Genomic DNA, 20607 nt, shown 5'->3' with positions numbered 1-20607 from the left:
CAAAACTTATGTCAAACACACCTTCAAATATGCTGGCTTTAGGAACAAAAGCTCCAGATTTTAAACTTCCAAATCCCGCAAAGAATAACGAATTGCAAAGCCTCGAATCTTTGAAAGGAAAGAAAGGGACTTTGGTAGTTTTTATGTGTAATCATTGCCCGTTCGTTCTTCATATCATCGATAAATTGGAAGAATTATACGAAGATTACAAATCTCAAGGAATTGAGTTTATTGGGATTAATTCTAATGATGTTGATAGATATCCTGCAGATTCTCCGGAAATGATGGTAGATTTTGTAGATGAAAGAAATATCAAATTTCCTTATTTATATGACGAGTCTCAGGATGTTGCAAAATCTTTCGAAGCAGCTTGTACACCGGATTTTTACTTCTTTGACGAAAATCTTAGTCTGATTTATCGTGGACAAATGGATGATTCTCGTCCGGGAAATCAAAAAGAAATTACAGGCGAAGATTTGATTATCGCTTTTGAAAATCTTTTGGCAGGAGCTGAGCAGGAAGAATTCCAAAAGCCAAGTTTGGGTTGCAATATAAAATGGAAATAAAATTGAAACTCCGGAAAATTGCTTCCGGAGTTTCTTTTTTAACTAAAAACACTGTTCTGATGAGAACATTACGTTTGCAAATAGCTTTTTAGGAATCTCTTCTGAGACTCAAAAGCAATTTTATCTAAGTCAAGCTCTGAGGACTTTATCCAAATAGTTTCCGAGATTTCCGATTCTTCTAATTGGATCTCAAATTTTTCCTCGACATGATATAAGTAGAATAGATCCAAAGTATTGTAATCAATATTTTTATAAGGATAAATGTTCGGCTGACTTCCAAGATATTTAAATTCTTTTGGATTGATTGTTAACCCTAATTCTTCATTCAATTCTCTGGAGCAAGTTTCTTCGGAACTTTCTTTCGGGTCTGTAAATCCGCCAGGCAAATCCCATTTTCCTTTTCCGGGCTCTTGGTTCCGAACCGTGAAAAATAATTCATCCTTATATTTTATGATTACCGCAACAGCTGCAGCAGTATTGTGATACAAAACAAAATCACAATTGCTGCAACTAAATTTGGTAACGTGATTCCATAACAGTTTTTCCTGACCGCATTTTGGACAGAACTTTAAATTTTCCATTGGATAAATTTAAAGAAAACTACGCCATGTTTCTGTTTCTTGGATGGAAATTTAAAATAACGTCTCTTAATTCTTCCGTTTTCAAATGCGTATAGATTTGAGTTGTTGTAATACTGCTATGACCCAGCATTTCCTGAATGAATCTCAAATCGGCTCCGTTCTGTAGCAAATGGGTCGCAAAAGAGTGTCTGAAAGTGTGTGGGGAAATGCTCTTGCTGATTCCGGCTTTTTGGGTCAGTTCTTTGATAATAATAAAAACAATAACTCTGGACATATTGGTTCCTCTTGTGTTTAGGAAAACAATGTCCTCATGTTTTTTATTGACTTTGATCTTGTTTCGGACGTTCTGTATGTAATGGTGTAGATATTCTGCAGTAGAGCTAGCAAGAGGTACAAGTCTTGTTTTCTCTCCTTTTCCCTCGACAATAATGAATTTTTCTTTGAAATTGATATTCGAGATCTTCAGATCTACTAATTCGGAAACTCTTAAACCACAGCCGTATAAAACTTCCAGAATACATTGGTTTCTCTGTCCGATGTCAGTTTTTTTATCAATGCTGTTTATGATTCTGTCAATATCCTCCATACTAAGAGTATCAGGAAGATATAATCCCAATTTAGGACCTTCTAAGAGAGAGGAAGGATTGTCATCTCTATATTCTTCCTCCAAAAGAAATTTGAAAAACGCTTTTATAGAAGAGATACCTCTTGCCTGTGAACGCTCACTGATTTTCTTTTTAGATAGTTGATAGATGAACTCCTGTAGGTTTTCGTAAGAGATGTTCTGTGGAGAAACATCTTCTAGTTCTGTAGTTGCAAAGCTTTCAAGCTTTTTAATGTCTCTGATGTATGCGTCAAGTGTGTTGTCAGAGAAGCTTTTTTCAAATTTTAGAAAATTTGAAAAATCATCGATTTTTTCGGACCAGTTCATAATTTGTGTTTTTTAATTGTCTTTTTATATTATTTATTCATATCGTTATATAGTTCTTGTTCAGTAATATTTAAAACTTTAATTCCTGCGTTCTTTAAAAATTCTAATCCACTATCATCAGAATAGCCCGTCATATAAACTACTTTCTCAATCCCGGATTGTAATATCAATTTACTACACTCTTTGCATGGGGACATTGTTATATATAATGTTGCGCCTTTGCAAGATTGTGTACTGCTTGCTATTTTCAATATGGCGTTTGCTTCTGCATGTAAAACGAACCAATTGGTTTTGCCGTTTTCATCTTCACAGTTGTTTTCGAACCCAGAAGGAGTTCCGTTATAACCGTCAGAAATTATCATTCTGTCTTTTACGATAAGCGCACCTACTTTTTTTCTCTTACAGTAAGATAGATTTGCCCATTCAGATGCCATCTTAAGATAAGCAATGTCGAATTTGTTATAATTCATCCTGCAAATTTAATTGAAAATAGGTTTTCTTTTTTCAATAAATGCAGAAACGCCTTCTTTAAAATCATCTTGCGCAAATAACTCTCCAAAAGAATCAATCTCAGTTTCCATTCCATTTTCTTTGTCACTTGCATTTACTGCTTTTATAGCTTTTGCGATGCCGATTGGAGAATTTTTCACAATCTGCTCAGCTAATTCCTGAGTTTTTGCAAGCAATTCTTCCAAAGAAAAGACTTCATTCACCAAACCTATCGACTTGGCTTTTTCAGCAGTAATCATTTTTGCTGAGAAAATCATTTCATTAGCCAGACCTTTTCCTATCAATTTTGGCAATCTCTGAGTTCCTCCATAGCCAGGAATTAATCCTAAAGTTACTTCTGGTAAGCCTAATTTTGCATTTTCCGAAGCGTAACGGATGTGGCAAGATAATGCCAATTCCAATCCTCCGCCCAAAGCAAAACCGTTGATTGCTGCAATTACAGGTTTATTAAGATTTTCTATTTTATTAAAAACAAAATGCCCCCTTTTTGAAAGTTCTTTCGCTTTTTCTGAGCCGTAAGCAGAAAATTCTTTGATATCTGCACCAGCCACGAAAGATTTTTCTCCACTTCCTGTAACGATAACACAGTTTACATTTCTATCAGAGGCCAAAACATCAAACACATTTTCCAGATCATTAAAGACCTGAGCATTCAAGGCGTTTAAGCTTTCTGGCCTGTTTATTGTGACAACGGCAATTTTTCTTTCTATTGTTAATTTTATACTTTCGTAATTCATTTAAATAGGAGATTATATTTTAATCTCTAAGCTAATTCGAAAACTAATTTAAAAATTTCTGCAATATAAACAAAATATTAATGAACAATTAACATTTTTATTGTCCATATATTAACCTTTGTAAATTATAATAATGAAAAGTTTTTACAAAATATTCCGATATGTATTGAAAACATACATTTTGTTGCTTTTTATGGTCTCTTGTGGGAGCCGAAACTCTACTAGCAATTCAGGTAGATATAATTTTACTACTGCATCTTACTATGCTAATAAATTTGATGGTAAGAAAACAGCAAGTGGAGAAGTTTACAGACATTTTAAAATGACGGCATCCCATAAAACGCTGCCTTTCGGAACGAGAGTGGAAATCGTAAATGTTGAGAATGATAAATCTGTTATTATTACTGTAAACGACCGAGGCCCGCTGAAACCTTCCAGAGAATTTGATTTGAGCCAAGGCGCTTTCAAGAAAATTTCAACTCTGAATGTCGGAATCGTAAAAGTAAAATATAGAATCCTTAAATAATAATGCATTTTATTATATGTGATAAATGTTAAGGAATGATTCATCACATAATATTTTAAAAATGTTTAAATTTGCATTGCTTTAAAAGCGAACAAATAAAAATCTTAAAAAAATAAACATCAAGACAATGAGTTACATTTCATTTATCGAAGCAAGACAAATTTTAGATTCCAGAGGGAATCCTACAATAGAAGTAGATGTTTTCACAGAAAGTGGAGCAATGGGACGCGCAGCTGTACCTTCTGGAGCTTCTACTGGTGAGCACGAAGCGGTTGAACTAAGAGACGGCGCGCCGGAATTCCTTGGCAAAGGTGTTTTGAAAGCGGTTGAAAATGTGAAAGAAGTTATCGCTCCGGAATTGATTGGTCTTCCGGTTTTCGAACAAAATTTGATTGATGCTGTAATGATCGATCTTGATGGTACATCTAATAAAGGAAAATTAGGCGCTAATGCAATTCTTGGGGTTTCTTTGGCTGTTGCTAAAGCTGCTGCTGCGGAATTGAGAATGCCTCTTTATAAATATGTTGGTGGTGTGAACGCCAACACACTTCCTGTTCCAATGATGAACGTTATCAACGGTGGTTCTCATTCAGATGCGCCAATCGCTTTCCAGGAATTTATGGTAATGCCGGTAAAAGCAGATTCTTTCTCTCACGCTTTGAGAAAAGGAACGGAGATTTTCCACAGCTTGAAATCTATTCTTCACGGAAGAGGTTTGTCAACTGCAGTTGGTGACGAAGGTGGATTTGCTCCAACTTTCACAGGAACTGAGGATGCTTTGGATACGTTATTACAAGCTATCGAAAAAGCAGGTTACAGGCCCGGTGATGATGTAATGATTGCTTTGGATTGTGCAGCTTCAGAATTCTATAAAGATGGTGTTTATGATTACAGAAAATTCCAGACTCCAGATGCGCCAGTATTCTCAAGCAGCGAACAAGTTTCTTACCTTGCTGAATTGGCAAACAAATATCCAATTATCTCTATCGAAGATGGTATGCAGGAAAATGACTGGGCAGGTTGGAAAGAATTGACAGACAAAATCGGAGACAGGGTTCAGTTGGTTGGTGACGATCTATTTGTAACTAATGTTGAAAGACTTTCTAGAGGTATCAAAGAAAACACGGCTAACTCAATCCTTGTAAAAGTAAACCAGATCGGTTCTCTTTCTGAAACAATGGCTGCTGTACAAATGGCTCAGCAGAACAAATATACTACAGTAATGTCTCACAGATCCGGAGAAACAGAAGATGCTACGATTGCTGATCTGGCAGTTGCACAAAACTGTGGACAGATCAAAACCGGTTCTGCTTCCAGGTCTGATAGAATGGCGAAGTACAACCAATTATTGAGAATCGAAGAAGCTCTAGGAGAAACTGCAATTTTCCCTGGTTTGGATGCTTTCAAAATCAAAAGATAAGATTTAACAAAAAATTATAATTTAAGGCATTTGGAATTTTCCAGATGCCTTTTATTTTTTATTTATTTGAAAATCAATTTGTTAATTATTTAGGTTTTTCATAAACAATTATTTTTTTTATTCAATTGTTGATATTAATAGAATCGATTGTGAGATATGACTTTTGTCAGTTGAGCATTAGGACTGAAAGTGTTATATTTAGCAAATAAATTTTTTTAAAATGTCAGATAATAAAGTTATATTAAATTACGATGGAAAAAGCTTCGAATATCCGATCGTAGATAGTACTATCGGTGACAGAGGAATTGATATTTCCAAATTGAGAGATCAAACAGGTTTGATTACTTTGGATCTTGGGTACAAAAATACAGGTGCTACAATTAGTGAAATTACATACCTGGATGGTGATAAAGGAGAATTATTCTACAGAGGTTATCCAATAGAGCAGATTGCTGAGAAATCCAATTTTACAGAAGTGATGTATCTTTTGCTTCATGGGGAATTGCCGACAACCGACCAGTTTTCTTCATTCGAGAACAACATCAAGAAATATAACTTCGTGGCGGACGAAATGAAAAGGCTGATCGATGTCTTCCCGCGTTCTGCACATCCTATGGGTGTTTTGTCTGCTTTAACTTCTGCTTTAACAGCATTCAACCCGAAGGCAGTAGATGTTAAATCAAAAGAAGAAATGGATCTTGCAGCAGAACTGATGATCGCAAAATTCTCTCATCTTTGCGCCTGGACTTATAGAAAAACTCAAGGTTTGCCGATCAATCACGGTGATAACAGCTTGAACTATGTTGAGAATTTCTACAAAATGGCATTCAGATTACCAAACGAGGAATTTGAATTAGATCCGGTGGTAGTTGCGGCATTAGATAAATTATTGATCCTTCATGCTGATCACGAGCAAAACTGCTCTACGTCTACAGTAAGGATGGTAGGTTCTGCACACACAGGATTATTCGCATCTATATCTGCTGGTGTTTCTGCACTTTGGGGACCATTGCACGGGGGTGCTAACCAGGCGGTTATCGAGATGCTAGAATTGATAGAAAAGGATGGTGGCGATGTGAACAAATGGGTTGCGAAGGCAAAAGATAAAAACGATAGCTTCAGATTGATGGGCTTCGGACACAGAGTTTACAAAAACTTTGACCCAAGAGCAAAGATCATCAAAAAAGCGGCGGATGATATTCTAGGAAAATTAGGTATCCAAGATAAAGCACTTGATATTGCAATGCAGTTAGAAAAAGTAGCTTTGGAGGATGAATACTTCATCGAAAGAAAATTATATCCAAACGTAGATTTCTATTCAGGAATCATCTACAGAGCTTTGGGAATCCCAACAGAAATGTTCACTGTAATGTTTGCATTAGGAAGATTGCCGGGATGGATTGCCCAATGGAGAGAAATGAGACTGAAAGGAGATCCTATCGGAAGACCAAGACAGATATATCAAGGTTCACAACTCCGTGACTATGTGGATATTGCAAACAGATAAAAATTTCTGAAAATCAATATAAAATCCTCGAAAGTAATTATTCGGGGATTTTTTTTGGCATTTTTATAATATAATCTAAAATTTTCTCCAACAATCTCCTTCCGGCAGGTGTTATTAACTAAAATAAAATATTAATGGTTTGAATCCTTTAATTATATTTGCGTGATTCTGAAATTATGAAATCGCCGTGGTTTTTTAGCCCAATTACTTATGGATACAGCGATTGCATTTGACCTTTAGAAATGACTGCAAGTAACATATGAGACTAAATATCAAAAACGAGACAGGAAGACTGAAATCCGTAGTTCTTGGACAGCCAAAATCAAACGGAGCTGTCCCAACTTTGGAAGAAAGTTATGATGCGAAATCTTATCACACCATTGAGAATAATATCTACCCAAAGGAACAGGATATTATTTCTGAAATGACAGAGTTCGAAAAGGTTCTGAAAAAATATGATGTCGAGGTTTTCCGACCGAAAATCATCAAAGATTACAATCAGGTTTTTGCGAGAGATGTTGCGTTTGTGATAGAGGACAAAATGATAATTTCGAATATCATTCCGGATAGAGCAGACGAACAGGAAGCTTACAGACATATCATCGATAAAGTGTCTTGGAGGAATATTATCAATCTTCCGGAAACGGCACATATAGAAGGTGGAGATGTGATTGTCTGGAACGGATTCCTTTTCATCGGGACAAGTTATAGCCCAGATTATAGAAATCTTAAAACGGCAAGAACAAACGAATACGCCATAGAGATTCTGAAAGAATATTTTCCAAAGAAAAGGATCATCGACCTTGATTTGAGAAAAAATGATACAAAACCCTACGAAGGGATTCTTCATTTGGATTGTACATTCAATATTGTTGGAAATGACAAATGTATCATTTATAAAAATGGATTTGTTGACGAGTCTGATTATCAGTTGTTGGTTGATATTTTTGGAGAAGAAAATTGTTTCGAGATCAATGATAAAGAAATGTTCGACATGGTTCCTAACATCTTTTCAATTGCACCGGATATTGTGGTTTCTGATAAGGCCTTCACGAGACTTAATCATCATCTGCGAGATGAGTGGGGCTTTACCGTAGAAGAAATCCCTTATCGAGAAATTTCCAAAATGGGAGGCTTGTTGAGATGCTCCACGCTTCCGCTTGTTAGAGAGTAGGCGAATTTGAGAGTCAGAGAGTTTTAGCGTTGAGTTTGTTGATATTTTTTTTATTTTAGTTTATAAAAAACACAAGATGTCAACAATTAAATTTCATCAAGATTTGAAAGTTTTTCAAAAGTCCTTTAATGGCGCAATGCAAATATTCGAACTCTCAAAAACATTTCCAAAAGAAGAAATTTATTCTTTAACAGACCAAATAAGACGTTCGTCTCGGTCGGTTTCTGCAAATATTAGCGAAGCGTGGGGAAAACGAAAATATGAAAAGTCATTTGTCGCAAAGCTTACAGATTCTGAAGGAGAAGCAAGATAAACTCAAACCTGGCTTCGGTTTTCGTTCGCTTGTGATTATATAAACGAAGAACAATTTAATAATTTGAACAATCAATATAATGAGATAATTGGAATGCTTGTAGTTATGATGAATCAATCCAATAAATGGTGTTCATTCTCATTAGAAAAATAACTCTCAAATTCTCTCATTCTAAAACACTCAAACTTATAAATGCAAACTACAGATACAGTTTTAATGATAGAACCAATTGCTTTCGGATTCAATGAGCAGACGGCGGTTAACAATTATTTTCAGGTTCAGCAGGAAGGCAATGTTCAAGGTGAAGCTTTGAAAGAGTTCAATGCTTTTGTTGAAAAACTGAGAGCGAAAGGCATCAATGTCATTACCATAAAAGATACCCTTGACCCAAAAACACCAGATTCTATTTTTCCAAATAACTGGGTAAGTTTTCACGCAAATGGAAAAGTGGTTCTCTATCCGATGTTTGCTGAAAACAGACGTTTGGAAAGGCGAAATGATATTCTTGACCATATCAAAGAACAATTTATTATCAACGAAATCATCGATTATTCTGAAACCGAAAAAGACAATAAATTCTTGGAAGGAACAGGAAGCATGATTTTCGACCACGATAATAAGATTGCTTACGGTTCAGTTTCGTTGAGGTTGGATGAAGATTTGTTCAGAAAATTCTGTAGTGAGTTTGGATTCAAACCTATAGTTTTTCATTCTTATCAAACGGCTGGCGAAGAAAGATTGCCAATTTATCATACTAATGTGATGATGTGCGTTGCGGACAAGTTTGTAGTGATTTGCTTAGATTGTATAGATGACGGACTGGAAAGGGAAAAAGTGGTTGAAACAATTAAAAATTCAGGAAAAGAATTGATAGAGATCTCCGAAGACCAAATGCAGAATTTTGCAGGAAATATGCTTCAGGTCCAAAATCATTTTGGAGAAAAATTTTTAGTAATGAGCCAAAGTGCTTACAGGTCTTTGAAGCCCGAGCAAGTTACTACAATCGAAAAATATTGCGAAATTATCTACTCCGATTTGGAAGTGATAGAGACCAACGGTGGCGGAAGCGCCAGATGTATGTTGGCAGAGGTCTTTTTGCCGAAGAAATAAAAATTAAATATAAATAAAAAACTCCCGGATAACCAATCGGGAGTTTCATTGAAAAATTTGATTTAATATATAATGAACGTTTATCTGGTGCGGTTTTTAATGTCTTTATCTGCGCTGCTGATATCTCTTATTTTCTGAACTTTTTTGTTCCCAAAATTATAAGTGATGCTGAAGTTCACGCTTTGGTTGTATTGATTTTGATTGATGTAATTGAAATTTCCATTGTCCTGATAATCTGTAATCACTACTTTGTTGGTTTTTAAAAGGTCATAGATTTCTAGAGTAAAAGTCCAATCGTTCCATACTTTTTTGATGTTAGCGTCCAGGCTCATCAGAGATTTCAGTCTTCCCAATTCTATCTGCTGGTTGTCCACATACCAATAGTTCACACCCAAGAACCATGTTTTATTTTTGTCCAATCTCACAGTATTGTTGGTTTGAATCAATAAGCTGTTGGATTTGATTTTGTTCACATAATCCGGGAAAATATCGCCCGTGATCGGGTCTGTGTTGAGGAATCCGTCATTTACATTTCTCTGTATCCCGATATTAAAATTCGAGGTCAGATATTGTTTGAAGAAAGATTTCTGCATCCCAATCATAGCAGACATCTCTTGCTTATCGCCGAAGTTGGTTCTGATGTATCGCAGCTCTTTATAATTTACCCCATCCTTAACGATCTCTCTTTGCAATGGGACCTGAGTGATCACATTTTTGGAATAGGAGTGATTCAGGATCAAAAAATAAGAATTCTTGAACATATAAGTAAACTCATTCGTATAAACAGAAGAAGCTTTTACAAAAGGATTATTCTGTGTGTAATTAACATCTGTCAGAAAGTTTTTGACAGGATTCAGCTCCCAGAAACTAGGTCTTCTCATTCTACTGGAGAATGCATAAGAAACGTTATTATTATCATTGATAGCATAATTGAGACTGACATAAGGAAGAAAATTGTTGTAATTTCTTTTAATATTTCTAAGCGACTCGTTTTGTGCATTGTCTGATTTTCCGACGCTATTTGTTATCTCATATCTGGAACCGATCTTTCCCGAAAACTTATCAGACAACTTCTTTTCCAATGTAAGATAGAATCCATAGATATTCTCGTCATAGATGAAGAGGTTAGGGTTTTGTGTAAGGATTATTTCCTTCAGGTCATTAGTATCATTACCATTTCCATCTTTGAAATAGATATAATTATTGGTGTTGCTTTCTGTGTCATTATCTGTTTTTGTTTTGTTAAAATTTCCTCCAATGGATACTGTAAAATCATTCTTGAATTTTTTTATGTAATCTCCCAAGAAGGAAAAATTGTTGATAATCTGAGGTGTACTTTGGTTGATTTCTATCATTTTTGGACCTAAATTCTGGAAGACATCTGATCTGTAAGTGATATTATCTGCATTTTGAAAACGTTTATAGTTTAGATAAGCAGCGTTCAAATTCAATTTACTTCCAAGTGTGTCTGTTTTTAATTCATAATTTAAGTTTAATGAATTGTTGTAAGAACGTGCATTTTCAAGATTTTTAGTATAATTATATTTGGTCGGTAAAGCTACACCTGCATCATTTTTTGAATTAATGGTGTTGAAAAGATTGGACGTAGAACCATAACTTCTATTGGCCCAGGAATTATAAGTCAAAGCAAGATTGCTATTGTCATTCAGTTGATAATCGATATTCAGGTAACCACCGAGATTTTTGTTCGGATCGGTGACTCTGCCCTCCGATTGGTTGCTCGCTTTATCACTTCCATTTCTCAGAATATAATATTGTTCCTGAATATTTTGGCTTGTATTGATATTGGAGCTGATTCCCAATTTGTCTTTTCTGTAATTAAGAGAAAGTCCTGCGTAAGAAGAGTTATAATAACTTTGGGAATTTCCCATTCTCATATTTCCGTTCAGTCCGTCGGTCATTTTTTTCTTTAGAACGATATTGATGATTCCGTCCGAAGATTCCACCTGAAACTCACTTCCAGGAAGTGTGATGACCTCAATTTTTTGGATATTTTCTGCCGGTGTATTTTTTAGAAATTGAGTTAATGACTCTGCATCCATATTGGTTTTTCTGCCATTAATAAAAATCACAGCATTGTTTTTTCCAATGATTTTCAAAGTTTTATCATCCGTTGAAGAAACCAAAGGTGTTTGCTTTAATAAATTGAATGCTGTGTTTCCTTTAGCCACCGGCGATGCGGCAACATCATAAACGAAACGGTCGCTTTGTTTTTTGAAGACTTGTTTTGTCAGCGTAACAGCTTCTATGTTTTTAGTTTTTGCAGAATCGGTTTTGGTTTCCTGGGCATAAATCAATCCTGAGAAAAATATGGCGGCGATGAGAGTCTTGGTTTTCATTTTGAGAGTTTTAGGGTTTGAGAGTTATAGAGTTGGATGATTTGGTGTTTGAGAGTTTTATTTTTTTAATTAAGTTCTGGAGCGGATGGCGTCGTTAGCAGATTTCACTTCTCTAGCTTTTTTCAGTTTCTGATTTCCGAAGTTGTAAGTCACATTCACATTGAATTCTCTTCTGTATTGGAAACTTCTCACATTGTTGAAACTTCCGTTGGATTGTACAGTTCTGATGTCATCGATATTTTGATTGAAAAGGTCATTTACTTCTACCAGGAATGTGAAATTTCCCATTATTTTTTTTATGTTCACATCGAAGCTCTGTTGTGTGTGAAGTTTTCCAATTTCCATTTCTCTTGAAGGCATTATCCAGTAATTAACACCCAGATACCAATCTTTTTTCGCAGATAATCTTAGCATATTGTTGGTTTGGAAGAACATATTCAGGGTTTTTACATTTATTGTGTAAGGTTGTAATACTTCTGTGAATCCTTCTATTGGTTGTGAAGTTGGGTCTTTCGTTACACCTCCGGAGATTGTTGCATATTCAAAATTGGCAGAATAATTGGTTGTCCAGATGTCTCCGAACCAAGCTTTGTTCATTCCCAAAGTCAATCCCAATTGTTTATTATTACCATAATTGGTTCTGATATATCTTAAGAATTTGGTTTCCTCGCCAGTTGCGTTGTCAATCATCTTTCCTTGTAATGGAAGCTGCCCGTAAGCATTCTCAGCAAAATTGAAACTCACATTAGCATAGAAAGCGTTCCTGTACATATAGTTGATTTCCTGATTATAATTCCTGGAAGCCTGCATAAAAGGATTGTTCTGAATATAATTGGTTGGTGTAAAGTACGTTCTGGAAGGATTCAGTTGTCCGAATCCAGGTCTTCTGACTCTGCTGGAAAAACTATAAGTGATGTTATTGCTATCATTAATGGCATAATTCAATGTCGCATAAGGCAAAAGATTGTTATAGTTTCTTTCAAAACCGATGTCAGATTTTCCTACAACATCACCAGAGCTAATTGTCGCTTCTAATCTTGTTCCAATTTTTCCTGTGAATTTGTCTGAGAATTTTTTTTCATAAGTTGCATAAGCACCAATGATATTTTCTTTATAAATGAAATGATTGGAAAGATTGGTATTATTAATGAAATCATTTCCCACGAAATCATCCTGTCTTGTATCACTGTCAGTATTGGTAAAGTTGTAACTTGTTCCTATAGCGAAAGTACTTTCATTTCTGAATTTCTTGATGTAATCTACGTTCGCAGCATAATTATTAATGATCTGAGGAACAGCTTGTTTGAAAGCACTGTATTTACCACCTTGAATTAATGGAAATGTTTCACCAAGACTCTTTTTGTCTCTATTAAACCACAAATAAGAAATATTTGAAGTCAATTTACTTCCAAGAGTATCAGTTTTAATTTCGTAATTAAGATTGAAATTATGGTTTCTCGTTTGCGCATCTTCTTGATTTATAGTGTTATTTGATAAAATTCCATCTTCATAATTTGTCATATCCAACACAGAACCGAAACTCTTGTTATATCTCATATTATAACTGAATCCAAGATTCTGATTTTTATTAATTTCATAATCGATATTGATACTTCCACCGTAGTTTTTGTTTGGGTCATCCATTGTTCCGTAAGAATCATTTCTGAAAGTAGCATCACCATTGGAAAGCGTATATTTCTCTCTTTCTCTGTAACTTCCCATATTGAAATTGGAATTGAAAGACCACTTGTTTTGCCTTAGGTTGAAAGCAACACCTGAAGAAGGATTGTTATAAAAACTCTGGCTGTTATTCATTTTCAAAGTTCCGTTGTAACCGTTCGTTTTACTTTTTTTCATTACTATGTTTACCACACCTTCGTTTGCTTCAACTTGGAACTCGCTTCCCGGAACAGTTACCACTTCTATTCTCTGAATATTTTCTGAAGGTGTGTTTTTTAGCATTTCAGTAATAGCTTCTGCATCCATCAGGGTTCTTTTTCCGTTGATGTAAAAAACAACGCTGGATTTTCCCATTATTTTGAAGGTCTTTCCATCTGTGCTAGACAACATTGGAGTTTGTTGCAAAAGATTGAATGAGTTTGTTCCTTTTGCAACGGGAGAAGAAGCTACATCATAAACAAATCTGTCGGATTTTTTCACGAAAACTTTTTTACTAAGTTTTACTTCTTCAATATTTTTTATCTGGTCTGTGTTTTTTTGAGCTTGTTGTGCGGAAATCATTCCTGAGAAAAAGATAACTGCAATTAGGATTTTAGCTTTCATAATACTTGGTTTTATTAAGGTAGTTTGTAGTTTCTAATATTTAACATTGCAAAGATATATATTAATTTAAGTATTATGCAATACAAAGTAGTAAATAAAATTATTTAAATGATGTAATTGTTTGATTATCAGATTTAAAAATTTTAACTACTTTATAAGTAAGACAATCGAAATCAAAAATATGTTACATCAGAATCAGAAAAAAACGAAAAAAGCCACTGCAGATTTTGCAATGGCTTCATTATCCGAAAGTTCGGACGGGAATTTTAAGGTTTTATTTTATTATTTTGACTAAATTCTAAATCAAAACAGCGTTCGGATTTTCAAATTCTTCATTTTTTTCAAAATGAGCAAGACTTGTTAGAGTAGAATTAGCAATCTGTTCAAGTGCTTCTTGAGTGAAAAATGCCTGATGTGCCGTAACCAAAACATTGGGGAAACTCATCAAACGCTGAATCGTATCATCTTCAATAATCGTATGGGAGAGGTCTCGGAAAAATAATTTTTCTTCCTGCTCATAAACATCAATTCCAAGATAACCGATATGTTTGGATTTCAAACCGTTGATGACAGCTTTGGTATCGATCAATCCGCCTCGGCTTGTGTTGATAATCATTACATTTTGTTTCATTTTTTTGATAGACTCTTCATTGATCAAATGATGTGTAGATTCCATCAGTGGACAATGAAGTGAAACAACATCGGATTGAGAAAGTAATTGTTCCTGAGAAACATACTCGATTCCAAGTTGTTTCAATTCTTGATTTTCAGTAATATCATAAGCTAAAACTTTCGCTCCGAAACCTTTAGCGATTTTGGCAAATGCAGCACCGATATTTCCCGTTCCAATCACCCCGATTGTTTTTTGATAAAGATTAAAACCCATCAATCCATTCAATGCAAAATTCTGTTCACGAACTCGGTTGTAAGCTTTATGTGTTTTTCTGTTAAGTGTGAGAATCATTGCCATTGCATGTTCCGCAACCGCTTCAGGAGAATAAGCTGGAACTCTGGAAACTCTTAGTCCAAGACGTTTTGCAGCTTCCAAATCCACGTTGTTGAAACCTGCGCAACGCAATGCAAGATATTTTACACCTTTGCTGGCAAGCGATTCCAGAACTTCTGCATTCAGTTTGTCATTCACGAAGGCGCAGACAGCATCGGTATTTTCGATGAGATTCAGGACGTGCGGACCAAGATGTGTTTCAAAATAATCCAGTTCAAAATTGAATTGTTGATTCGCTTTGTCAAAAAATTCCTTGTCATAAGGCTTAGAAGAGAAAAATGTAATTTTCATGTATGGAAATCTATTTTTTATACTTTAAAGTTACAAAGTTTGACTTCAAATAAAAGATTTTCCTCATTGATATTCATCATTCATCCCGATTTTTTCGGGCTAATTTTTTATCGACCCAAATCGTTGCAAAAGGGAAAAATGCTGCACATAAAGCAAAAATTGAATCCTCATCATCCCAATTAAAAATCTTTTTCACAGGAAGCAAAAGCAAAAGATAAAGCGTGAAAAATAGCCCGTGAATGCTTCCCATGGTGCTAATGTAAATAATTGCAAAAAGACCTTTTGGCTCAACACGAATCCAGACCATCGCCGTGAAAAGTAAAAACCAGGAAACCGCTTCTGCAAGACAAACTTGTTTAAACCATTTGATGATTTTTTCTTCGGGATATTTTGAGGAATATTTTTCTATGATGTTCATTTTTTTTCTTTTTCAGATTTCAGAATCTTTTCTAAAGTCAGCTTGTAATTTTTATCATATTCCAGGTGTTTTCCATTGTCGTCTTCGCCATCTTCTATAACATATCCAAAGTCCTTGATTTTATTTCCTTCGATCTTATAAAAGCTGGTCCAATTTTTTCCAGACATTACCATACAATCTATTAGGTCGTATTTTTTGAGATAATTTGGATTTTTAATTTCTTCAAAACCTTCAATTTTCCTCAATTTCTGATTTTTGAGATCAACAATAAAAAGATGATAAGTCAAATTACTTCTCGCATCAGAAGTGTTTTCTATCAAAATATCTTTGATCCCGTCACCATTGAAATCGATGAACTCCATATTCTGAAACTGGCTGTGCAATTTTTCCTGATATATTATTTTTTCTTTACCATTGATTTTCTTTGAAAAAGTAAATAGGATATTCAATATCGCTTGGTCTTTCGGGTCAAATTCCAAAGCAACGGAATAACCTTTTTTATTAAAAATTGAATCACAGTTTATTCTAATGACTTCTTTGTTTTGAGCAACAAATAATATTGGGAAAAGTAAAATTAAGATAACTAAGTTTTTCATTTTTAATTATTTTATGATGTGAAATAATTAAGGAAAAGTGACGGCTATAGTGTTTTTGCTTTTCACAACAAATCCTTTGTAGGTATTAGGATTCCATTTATAAGCTAAAATCTGCTTTTTTATAGATGCTAAAATTTGTGGTTCAAGTTTTTTGTTTTTCAGGTTAATAAATTCACTTTCAAACTCTACATCATTTGCTTTGCCATTTCTGTCCACAATAAAGTAGGCATATACTTTAGAAAAATTTTCATTGTTAGCTCTTTTAATATAGTTCTTTGGCAATTTGAAATGATCCCAAAAGTCTCCCTCAAAATTATTTTTAGAAAAACTCAATGATTCGCTTCTATAATCAAATACTCGTTCTGGATTATTTTTTATAAAAGTGACTAATGCTTCTTGCATTTTATCTTCAAAAAATTTTTCTCCAAATTTTTCTTCAGCAAATCTTGTCATAGAGCTTTTATAGCACAGATTATTAGTGTAATAACCTGCAATGTCACTTCCCATCCAACTCCCTCCAAATTTGATTCCATAAGGTTTTAAAATTTCTCCAAGTTCCTTACTTGGAAGAAAATCCTCCCCATTTGGAGCAGGAATACTGATATAATAAATAGTTTGCGATTTAGAATCTTCTATGGCCCTTTTTGCATCTTTAGTACATTGTTCTTCAAATCTTTTATTGATTTCTTCCCATCTTTTCTTTTGTAAAGAGTCTAATTGAGAAAATACTAAAATAAAATTAAAAAAAACTAATAGGAAAAAACATCTTTTCATCCACGATTTATTTATAGAAACTACTTCCGTCAAGATATTCAAAAACTTCCGGTGGAAGCATTGGCCTCACATTTTTACCTTCTTTGATCATATTTCTGATTTCCGTTGCAGAAAGTTCTATGATGGGCGCATCAATTTGATGAATATTCTCGTGCTGCGCAATTGTCAGTCTGAGGCTCTCGAAGACTTCATCTCTTTTTTCTTCTCCGAAAACTCTAGGATAAACAATGATCTGATGATTTTTCAGAAGCAATTCATAGTTTTTCCATTTGTGAAGACTTTTCAAATTATCTTCTCCCATTATAAGTGAGAAAGAATAATCCGGATGTTTTTCCTGAAGATAAGTCAAAGTGTCAATCGTATAACTTGGTGTTGGCAAAGAGAATTCAACATTGGAAACTCGCATTTTTGGATAATTTTTTATCGCCAATTGTACCATATCCAAACGATTGTGGTCTTTCAGAAGTGATTTTTTGTCTTTGAAAGGGTTTTGCGGACTCACTACAAACCATAATTCTTTCATATCAGAATGTTCCAAAATATAATTGGCCAAAATCAAATGACCAATATGAATGGGGTTGAATGAGCCGAAAAATAATCCGATCTTTTTGCGATTTTCCAAAATTATCAATGATTTATAAACCTCAAATTTAAAGAATTAAAATGTCAATCTGAAATCGAATTCTCATCCAAAAACTGCGTTTTCTCATTAGATCTTTTTAAAATCAATTACTTATGATTAATTTTGCAACAAACACAACGGATGAGAAAAATTCTATTTTTTCTACTGATACTTTCTGCATTTTTTATATCGGCTCAATCTGCTGCGGATTCTCTATTGGCAGTTCTTAAAAAAGAAAAGACTCCTCAGAATATTCTTGTTTTGCAAAATCAGATCTCCGATGCATACAAACATTCGGATCCGGAGCAGATGCAGAAGTTTGCAATTCTTGCCTTAGAAAATGCGAAAAAATACCATAGTCCTTATCAACAGGCTGTTGCTTATCAGAATATTGGAACTTCATTTTTGATTTTTGGAGATTACGATAAAGCTTTGCAAAATTTTGAGGCGTCAGAAAAGATCCTTTTGAAAATTAATTCTAATGATGGGAAAGTAAAAGAAACACTTGCTAAAACATTGGGAAGTAAAGGTGTTGTCTATTCTGAACAAAATAATTACGCCAAAGCCTTAGATCATGATTTTGAAGCGTTGAAAATTTATGAAGAGACAAAGAATGAGGTTCAGATCTCTAAACTTTATAATAATATTGGGGTCATTTATAAGTCTATTGATGACAAAGAAAAATCGCTGGAATATTTTTTGAAAGCTAACAAGATCTCAAAAAATAAAGATGAAGCAACATTTGCTGCAAGTGCGTCCAATATTGGACTGATCTATCTTTATCAGAATACGCTGGAAAATTCAAAAAAATATTTTGACGAAAGTTTTAGATTTTATCAAAAAAGTGAAAATCCTAGAGCTCTAGGAGAGCTTTACAACAATTATTCTCAATATTATATTCAAATAGGGCAAATCGAATCAGCTAAATCCAATTTGAAAAAGGCGGAGAAAGAATTTTTATCGATTGATGACAAATTTGGTCTGTCCGATACTTATTTGTTTTTGGGAGAAATTTATTTTAATGAAAATAAACTGAATGAATCTCTAAAATTTGCAAATAAAGGTCTTGAACTTTCAAAAGAATTGGAATTGACAGAAGCAACTATGAATGCTGAAAAACTGCTCTCACAGATATATGATAAAAAAGGAGATCAAAAATTAGCATTATTACATCTCAAAAATTATGATATCGAAAAAGAAAATTTTGATGTTGTAAGAAATGAACAACAACGACTGAAAACCGAACTTAACTTCCAATATGAAAAAGAAAAGTTGGAAAAACGACAGATTGCGAGCCGTGAGAGGCTGAAATGGCTTTTTATCATTGCGTTGGCAGGGATTTTTCTGCTGGGAACATTTTTCTATTACAGAAACAGAGAGAAGCAAAAAACAATTCTCCTCCAAAAGCAACTAGCAGAGTTTGAACACAAAGCTTTGCATCTACAGATGAATCCGCATTTTGTCTTCAATTGCCTGGCGGCGATTTCGGCTTTTGTAATGCAGAATGGAAAAGAGGAAGCGATCAGGTATCTTTCCAAATTTTCAAAACTAATGCGCCTTACCCTGGAGTTTTCCAAAGAATCCTCAATTACAATTGATAAAGAAATAGAGGCGCTGAAGAATTATCTCGAATTGGAACAACTAAGATTCAACAATAAGTTCGACTTTCAGATTTCCAAAGATCCGGAAATTGAAGATGACGCAGCAATTCCATCTTTGCTGTTGCAACCTTATGTGGAAAATGCCATCATTCATGGTGTAGTTCCCAAAGATGGGAAAGGCTTCATTGATATCACTTTTCAACAGAGAAGTGAGTATCTTATTTGTACTATCAAAGACAACGGTGTGGGAATCGAAAAATCGAAGATGGTGAAAACAAATTTTGTCAACGCACACAGATCTATGGCAATGGAGATATCGCAGAAAAGATTGGAAACGCTGGAGCAACTGGAAAATAAAAAAATCGAATTGGATATTACAGAACTAAATAATAATGAAATTGTCTTGGGAACTCAGGTCCTGATAAAACTGCCATTAGAATTTATAAAACACAAATGATGATAACTGCAATTTTAATAGATGATGACCATAACCTCAGAAATGGGATGAAGGCGATGTTGTCTTTATACGCTCCAGAGATTGAAATCCTGGGAGAAGCGGAAAGTGTAAAAACCGGGATACAGCTGATAAAAAAAACAAATCCTCAAATTATTTTCCTAGACATCATGATGAATGACGGTTCGGGATTCGATATTTTGGAAAATATTAATACAAAATATGGAAAGATCTCCTCACATATTATCTTTGTAACAGCTCATGAAAAATTTGCGATAAAGGCTTTTAGATTCAGTGCGTTGGATTTTCTCCTAAAGCCGATCGATCCGGAAGATCTCCAGGCGGTTATTAGAAAAATCAAAAACATAACTCATTTGAACAGTGAGAATAAAAACATCGAGCTGCTTCTGGAAAATATCACAAGGAAAACCGATAATTTCAAAAAAATAGCCTTGTCAACTTCGGATGGAATTCATCTTTTTGAGATTAAGGATATTATCCGATGCGAATCGGTGGATAATTATACCAAATTCTATATCAAAAATCATAATAAGGTGGTCATGATATCCAAAACTTTGAAAGAATATGAAGAGTTGCTATCAGATCATGGATTTGAGCGTATCCACCAATCTCACCTGATCAATCTGAACGAGTTGAGGTCCTACATCAAAAAAGATGGAGGATTTGTAGTCATGTCGGACAATGCAAAGCTCCCGGTATCACAAAGAAAAAGGGATAGATTACAAGATCTGATCAGCAGATTTTAAATTCTAATTCAAAGCCAACGAATTCTAAATGGTCCAACAACCATATTGTCTTTTTAAATT

The 20607-nt window shown here is 34.4% G+C and carries 19 protein-coding genes and 1 pseudogene; 9 read left to right on the top strand and 11 right to left on the bottom strand.

Going from position 1 to position 20607, the window contains the following annotated elements; all coding sequences use genetic code 11:
- Window positions 1–8 precede the first annotated feature (8 nt).
- Window positions 9–566, top strand: coding sequence for a thioredoxin family protein (locus RTX21_RS10130; RefSeq protein ID WP_312767330.1), 558 nt, complete (start codon window positions 9–11; stop codon window positions 564–566).
- Between the two features lie 68 nt (window positions 567–634).
- Here the strand turns inward: RTX21_RS10130 and RTX21_RS10125 are convergent, their stop codons facing one another.
- From RTX21_RS10125 to RTX21_RS10110, 4 genes are read right to left on the bottom strand one after another with little or no spacing between them, the layout of a single operon-like run.
- On the bottom strand, window positions 635–1147 hold the full coding sequence (locus tag RTX21_RS10125) for an NUDIX domain-containing protein (protein ID WP_312767327.1): 513 nt from the start codon (window positions 1145–1147) through the stop codon (window positions 635–637).
- A gap of 19 nt (window positions 1148–1166) precedes the next feature.
- Window positions 1167–2078: a site-specific tyrosine recombinase XerD gene (gene xerD, locus RTX21_RS10120; protein ID WP_312767326.1), complete on the bottom strand. Its 912-nt coding sequence runs from the start codon at window positions 2076–2078 to the stop codon at window positions 1167–1169.
- Window positions 2079–2107: 29 nt separating this feature from the next.
- The gene (locus tag RTX21_RS10115; protein WP_312767325.1) at window positions 2108–2548 is read right to left on the bottom strand and encodes a dCMP deaminase family protein; all 441 of its coding nucleotides are present in this window, start codon (window positions 2546–2548) and stop codon (window positions 2108–2110) included.
- 9 nt (window positions 2549–2557) lie between these two features.
- The gene (locus RTX21_RS10110; RefSeq protein ID WP_312767323.1) at window positions 2558–3325 is read right to left on the bottom strand and encodes an enoyl-CoA hydratase-related protein; all 768 of its coding nucleotides are present in this window, start codon (window positions 3323–3325) and stop codon (window positions 2558–2560) included.
- Window positions 3326–3458: 133 nt separating this feature from the next.
- On the opposite strand from RTX21_RS10110, the gene RTX21_RS10105 reads away from it, so the two are divergent.
- The 6 genes and pseudogenes from RTX21_RS10105 (at window position 3459) to ctlX (ending at window position 9375) form a co-directional block, all read left to right on the top strand.
- Window positions 3459–3851, top strand: a complete 393-nt coding sequence (locus RTX21_RS10105; protein WP_312767321.1) for a septal ring lytic transglycosylase RlpA family protein — start codon at window positions 3459–3461, stop codon at window positions 3849–3851.
- Window positions 3852–3978: 127 nt separating this feature from the next.
- Complete coding sequence (gene eno / locus RTX21_RS10100; protein ID WP_312767320.1) at window positions 3979–5271, top strand: phosphopyruvate hydratase; 1293 nt, start codon at window positions 3979–3981, stop codon at window positions 5269–5271.
- A gap of 220 nt (window positions 5272–5491) precedes the next feature.
- Window positions 5492–6778, top strand: a complete 1287-nt coding sequence (locus tag RTX21_RS10095; RefSeq protein WP_312767317.1) for a citrate synthase — start codon at window positions 5492–5494, stop codon at window positions 6776–6778.
- A 259-nt stretch (window positions 6779–7037) separates the two neighbouring features.
- Window positions 7038–7952 carry an arginine deiminase family protein gene (locus RTX21_RS10090; protein ID WP_312767314.1) on the top strand — a complete coding sequence of 305 codons (915 nt, stop codon included), beginning with the start codon at window positions 7038–7040 and terminating at the stop codon, window positions 7950–7952.
- A 76-nt stretch (window positions 7953–8028) separates the two neighbouring features.
- Window positions 8029–8418 (top strand): annotated as a pseudogene (locus RTX21_RS10085) (four helix bundle protein).
- A 39-nt stretch (window positions 8419–8457) separates the two neighbouring features.
- Window positions 8458–9375, top strand: a complete 918-nt coding sequence (gene ctlX, locus RTX21_RS10080; RefSeq protein WP_312767312.1) for a citrulline utilization hydrolase CtlX — start codon at window positions 8458–8460, stop codon at window positions 9373–9375.
- A gap of 80 nt (window positions 9376–9455) precedes the next feature.
- Here ctlX and RTX21_RS10075 read toward each other — a convergent pair whose 3' ends face one another.
- The 7 genes from RTX21_RS10075 to nadD all read right to left on the bottom strand — a co-directional run bounded on the left by RTX21_RS10075 (window position 9456) and on the right by nadD (window position 17725).
- On the bottom strand, window positions 9456–11735 hold the full coding sequence (locus tag RTX21_RS10075; RefSeq protein WP_312767310.1) for an outer membrane beta-barrel family protein: 2280 nt from the start codon (window positions 11733–11735) through the stop codon (window positions 9456–9458).
- A 69-nt stretch (window positions 11736–11804) separates the two neighbouring features.
- A complete protein-coding gene (locus RTX21_RS10070) occupies window positions 11805–14018 on the bottom strand; it encodes an outer membrane beta-barrel family protein (protein ID WP_312767308.1) in 2214 nt (737 codons plus the stop codon).
- A gap of 298 nt (window positions 14019–14316) precedes the next feature.
- Window positions 14317–15315, bottom strand: a complete 999-nt coding sequence (locus tag RTX21_RS10065) for a 2-hydroxyacid dehydrogenase (RefSeq protein WP_312767306.1) — start codon at window positions 15313–15315, stop codon at window positions 14317–14319.
- A gap of 76 nt (window positions 15316–15391) precedes the next feature.
- Window positions 15392–15733 (bottom strand): DUF3817 domain-containing protein, encoded by a 342-nt coding sequence (locus RTX21_RS10060; RefSeq protein WP_312767304.1) that lies wholly within the window; start codon window positions 15731–15733, stop codon window positions 15392–15394.
- Window positions 15730–16329: an XAC2610-related protein gene (locus RTX21_RS10055; protein WP_312767302.1), complete on the bottom strand. Its 600-nt coding sequence runs from the start codon at window positions 16327–16329 to the stop codon at window positions 15730–15732. The genes RTX21_RS10060 and RTX21_RS10055 overlap by 4 nt, the downstream gene beginning before the upstream one ends.
- Window positions 16330–16356: 27 nt before the next feature.
- Entirely contained in the window at window positions 16357–17103 is a 747-nt protein-coding gene (locus RTX21_RS10050) for a hypothetical protein (RefSeq protein WP_312767300.1), read from the bottom strand.
- 7 nt (window positions 17104–17110) lie between these two features.
- Window positions 17111–17725, bottom strand: coding sequence for a nicotinate (nicotinamide) nucleotide adenylyltransferase (gene nadD, locus RTX21_RS10045; protein ID WP_312767297.1), 615 nt, complete (start codon window positions 17723–17725; stop codon window positions 17111–17113).
- A 141-nt stretch (window positions 17726–17866) separates the two neighbouring features.
- Between nadD and RTX21_RS10040 the strand changes: the two genes are divergently transcribed.
- Both RTX21_RS10040 and RTX21_RS10035 read left to right on the top strand, forming a co-directional pair.
- Entirely contained in the window at window positions 17867–19783 is a 1917-nt protein-coding gene (locus tag RTX21_RS10040) for a histidine kinase (RefSeq protein WP_312767296.1), read from the top strand.
- The gene (locus RTX21_RS10035; protein ID WP_312767295.1) at window positions 19780–20547 is read left to right on the top strand and encodes a LytTR family DNA-binding domain-containing protein; all 768 of its coding nucleotides are present in this window, start codon (window positions 19780–19782) and stop codon (window positions 20545–20547) included. Before RTX21_RS10040 ends, RTX21_RS10035 begins: the two co-directional genes overlap by 4 nt.
- Window positions 20548–20607: the final 60 nt, after the last annotated feature.

The organism is Epilithonimonas sp., from assembly GCF_032054305.1.
Classification (GTDB): Bacteria; Bacteroidota; Bacteroidia; order Flavobacteriales; family Weeksellaceae; genus Epilithonimonas.
Note: the sequence above shows the minus strand (reverse complement) of the source record. Positions and strands in the feature narration are given on the sequence as shown.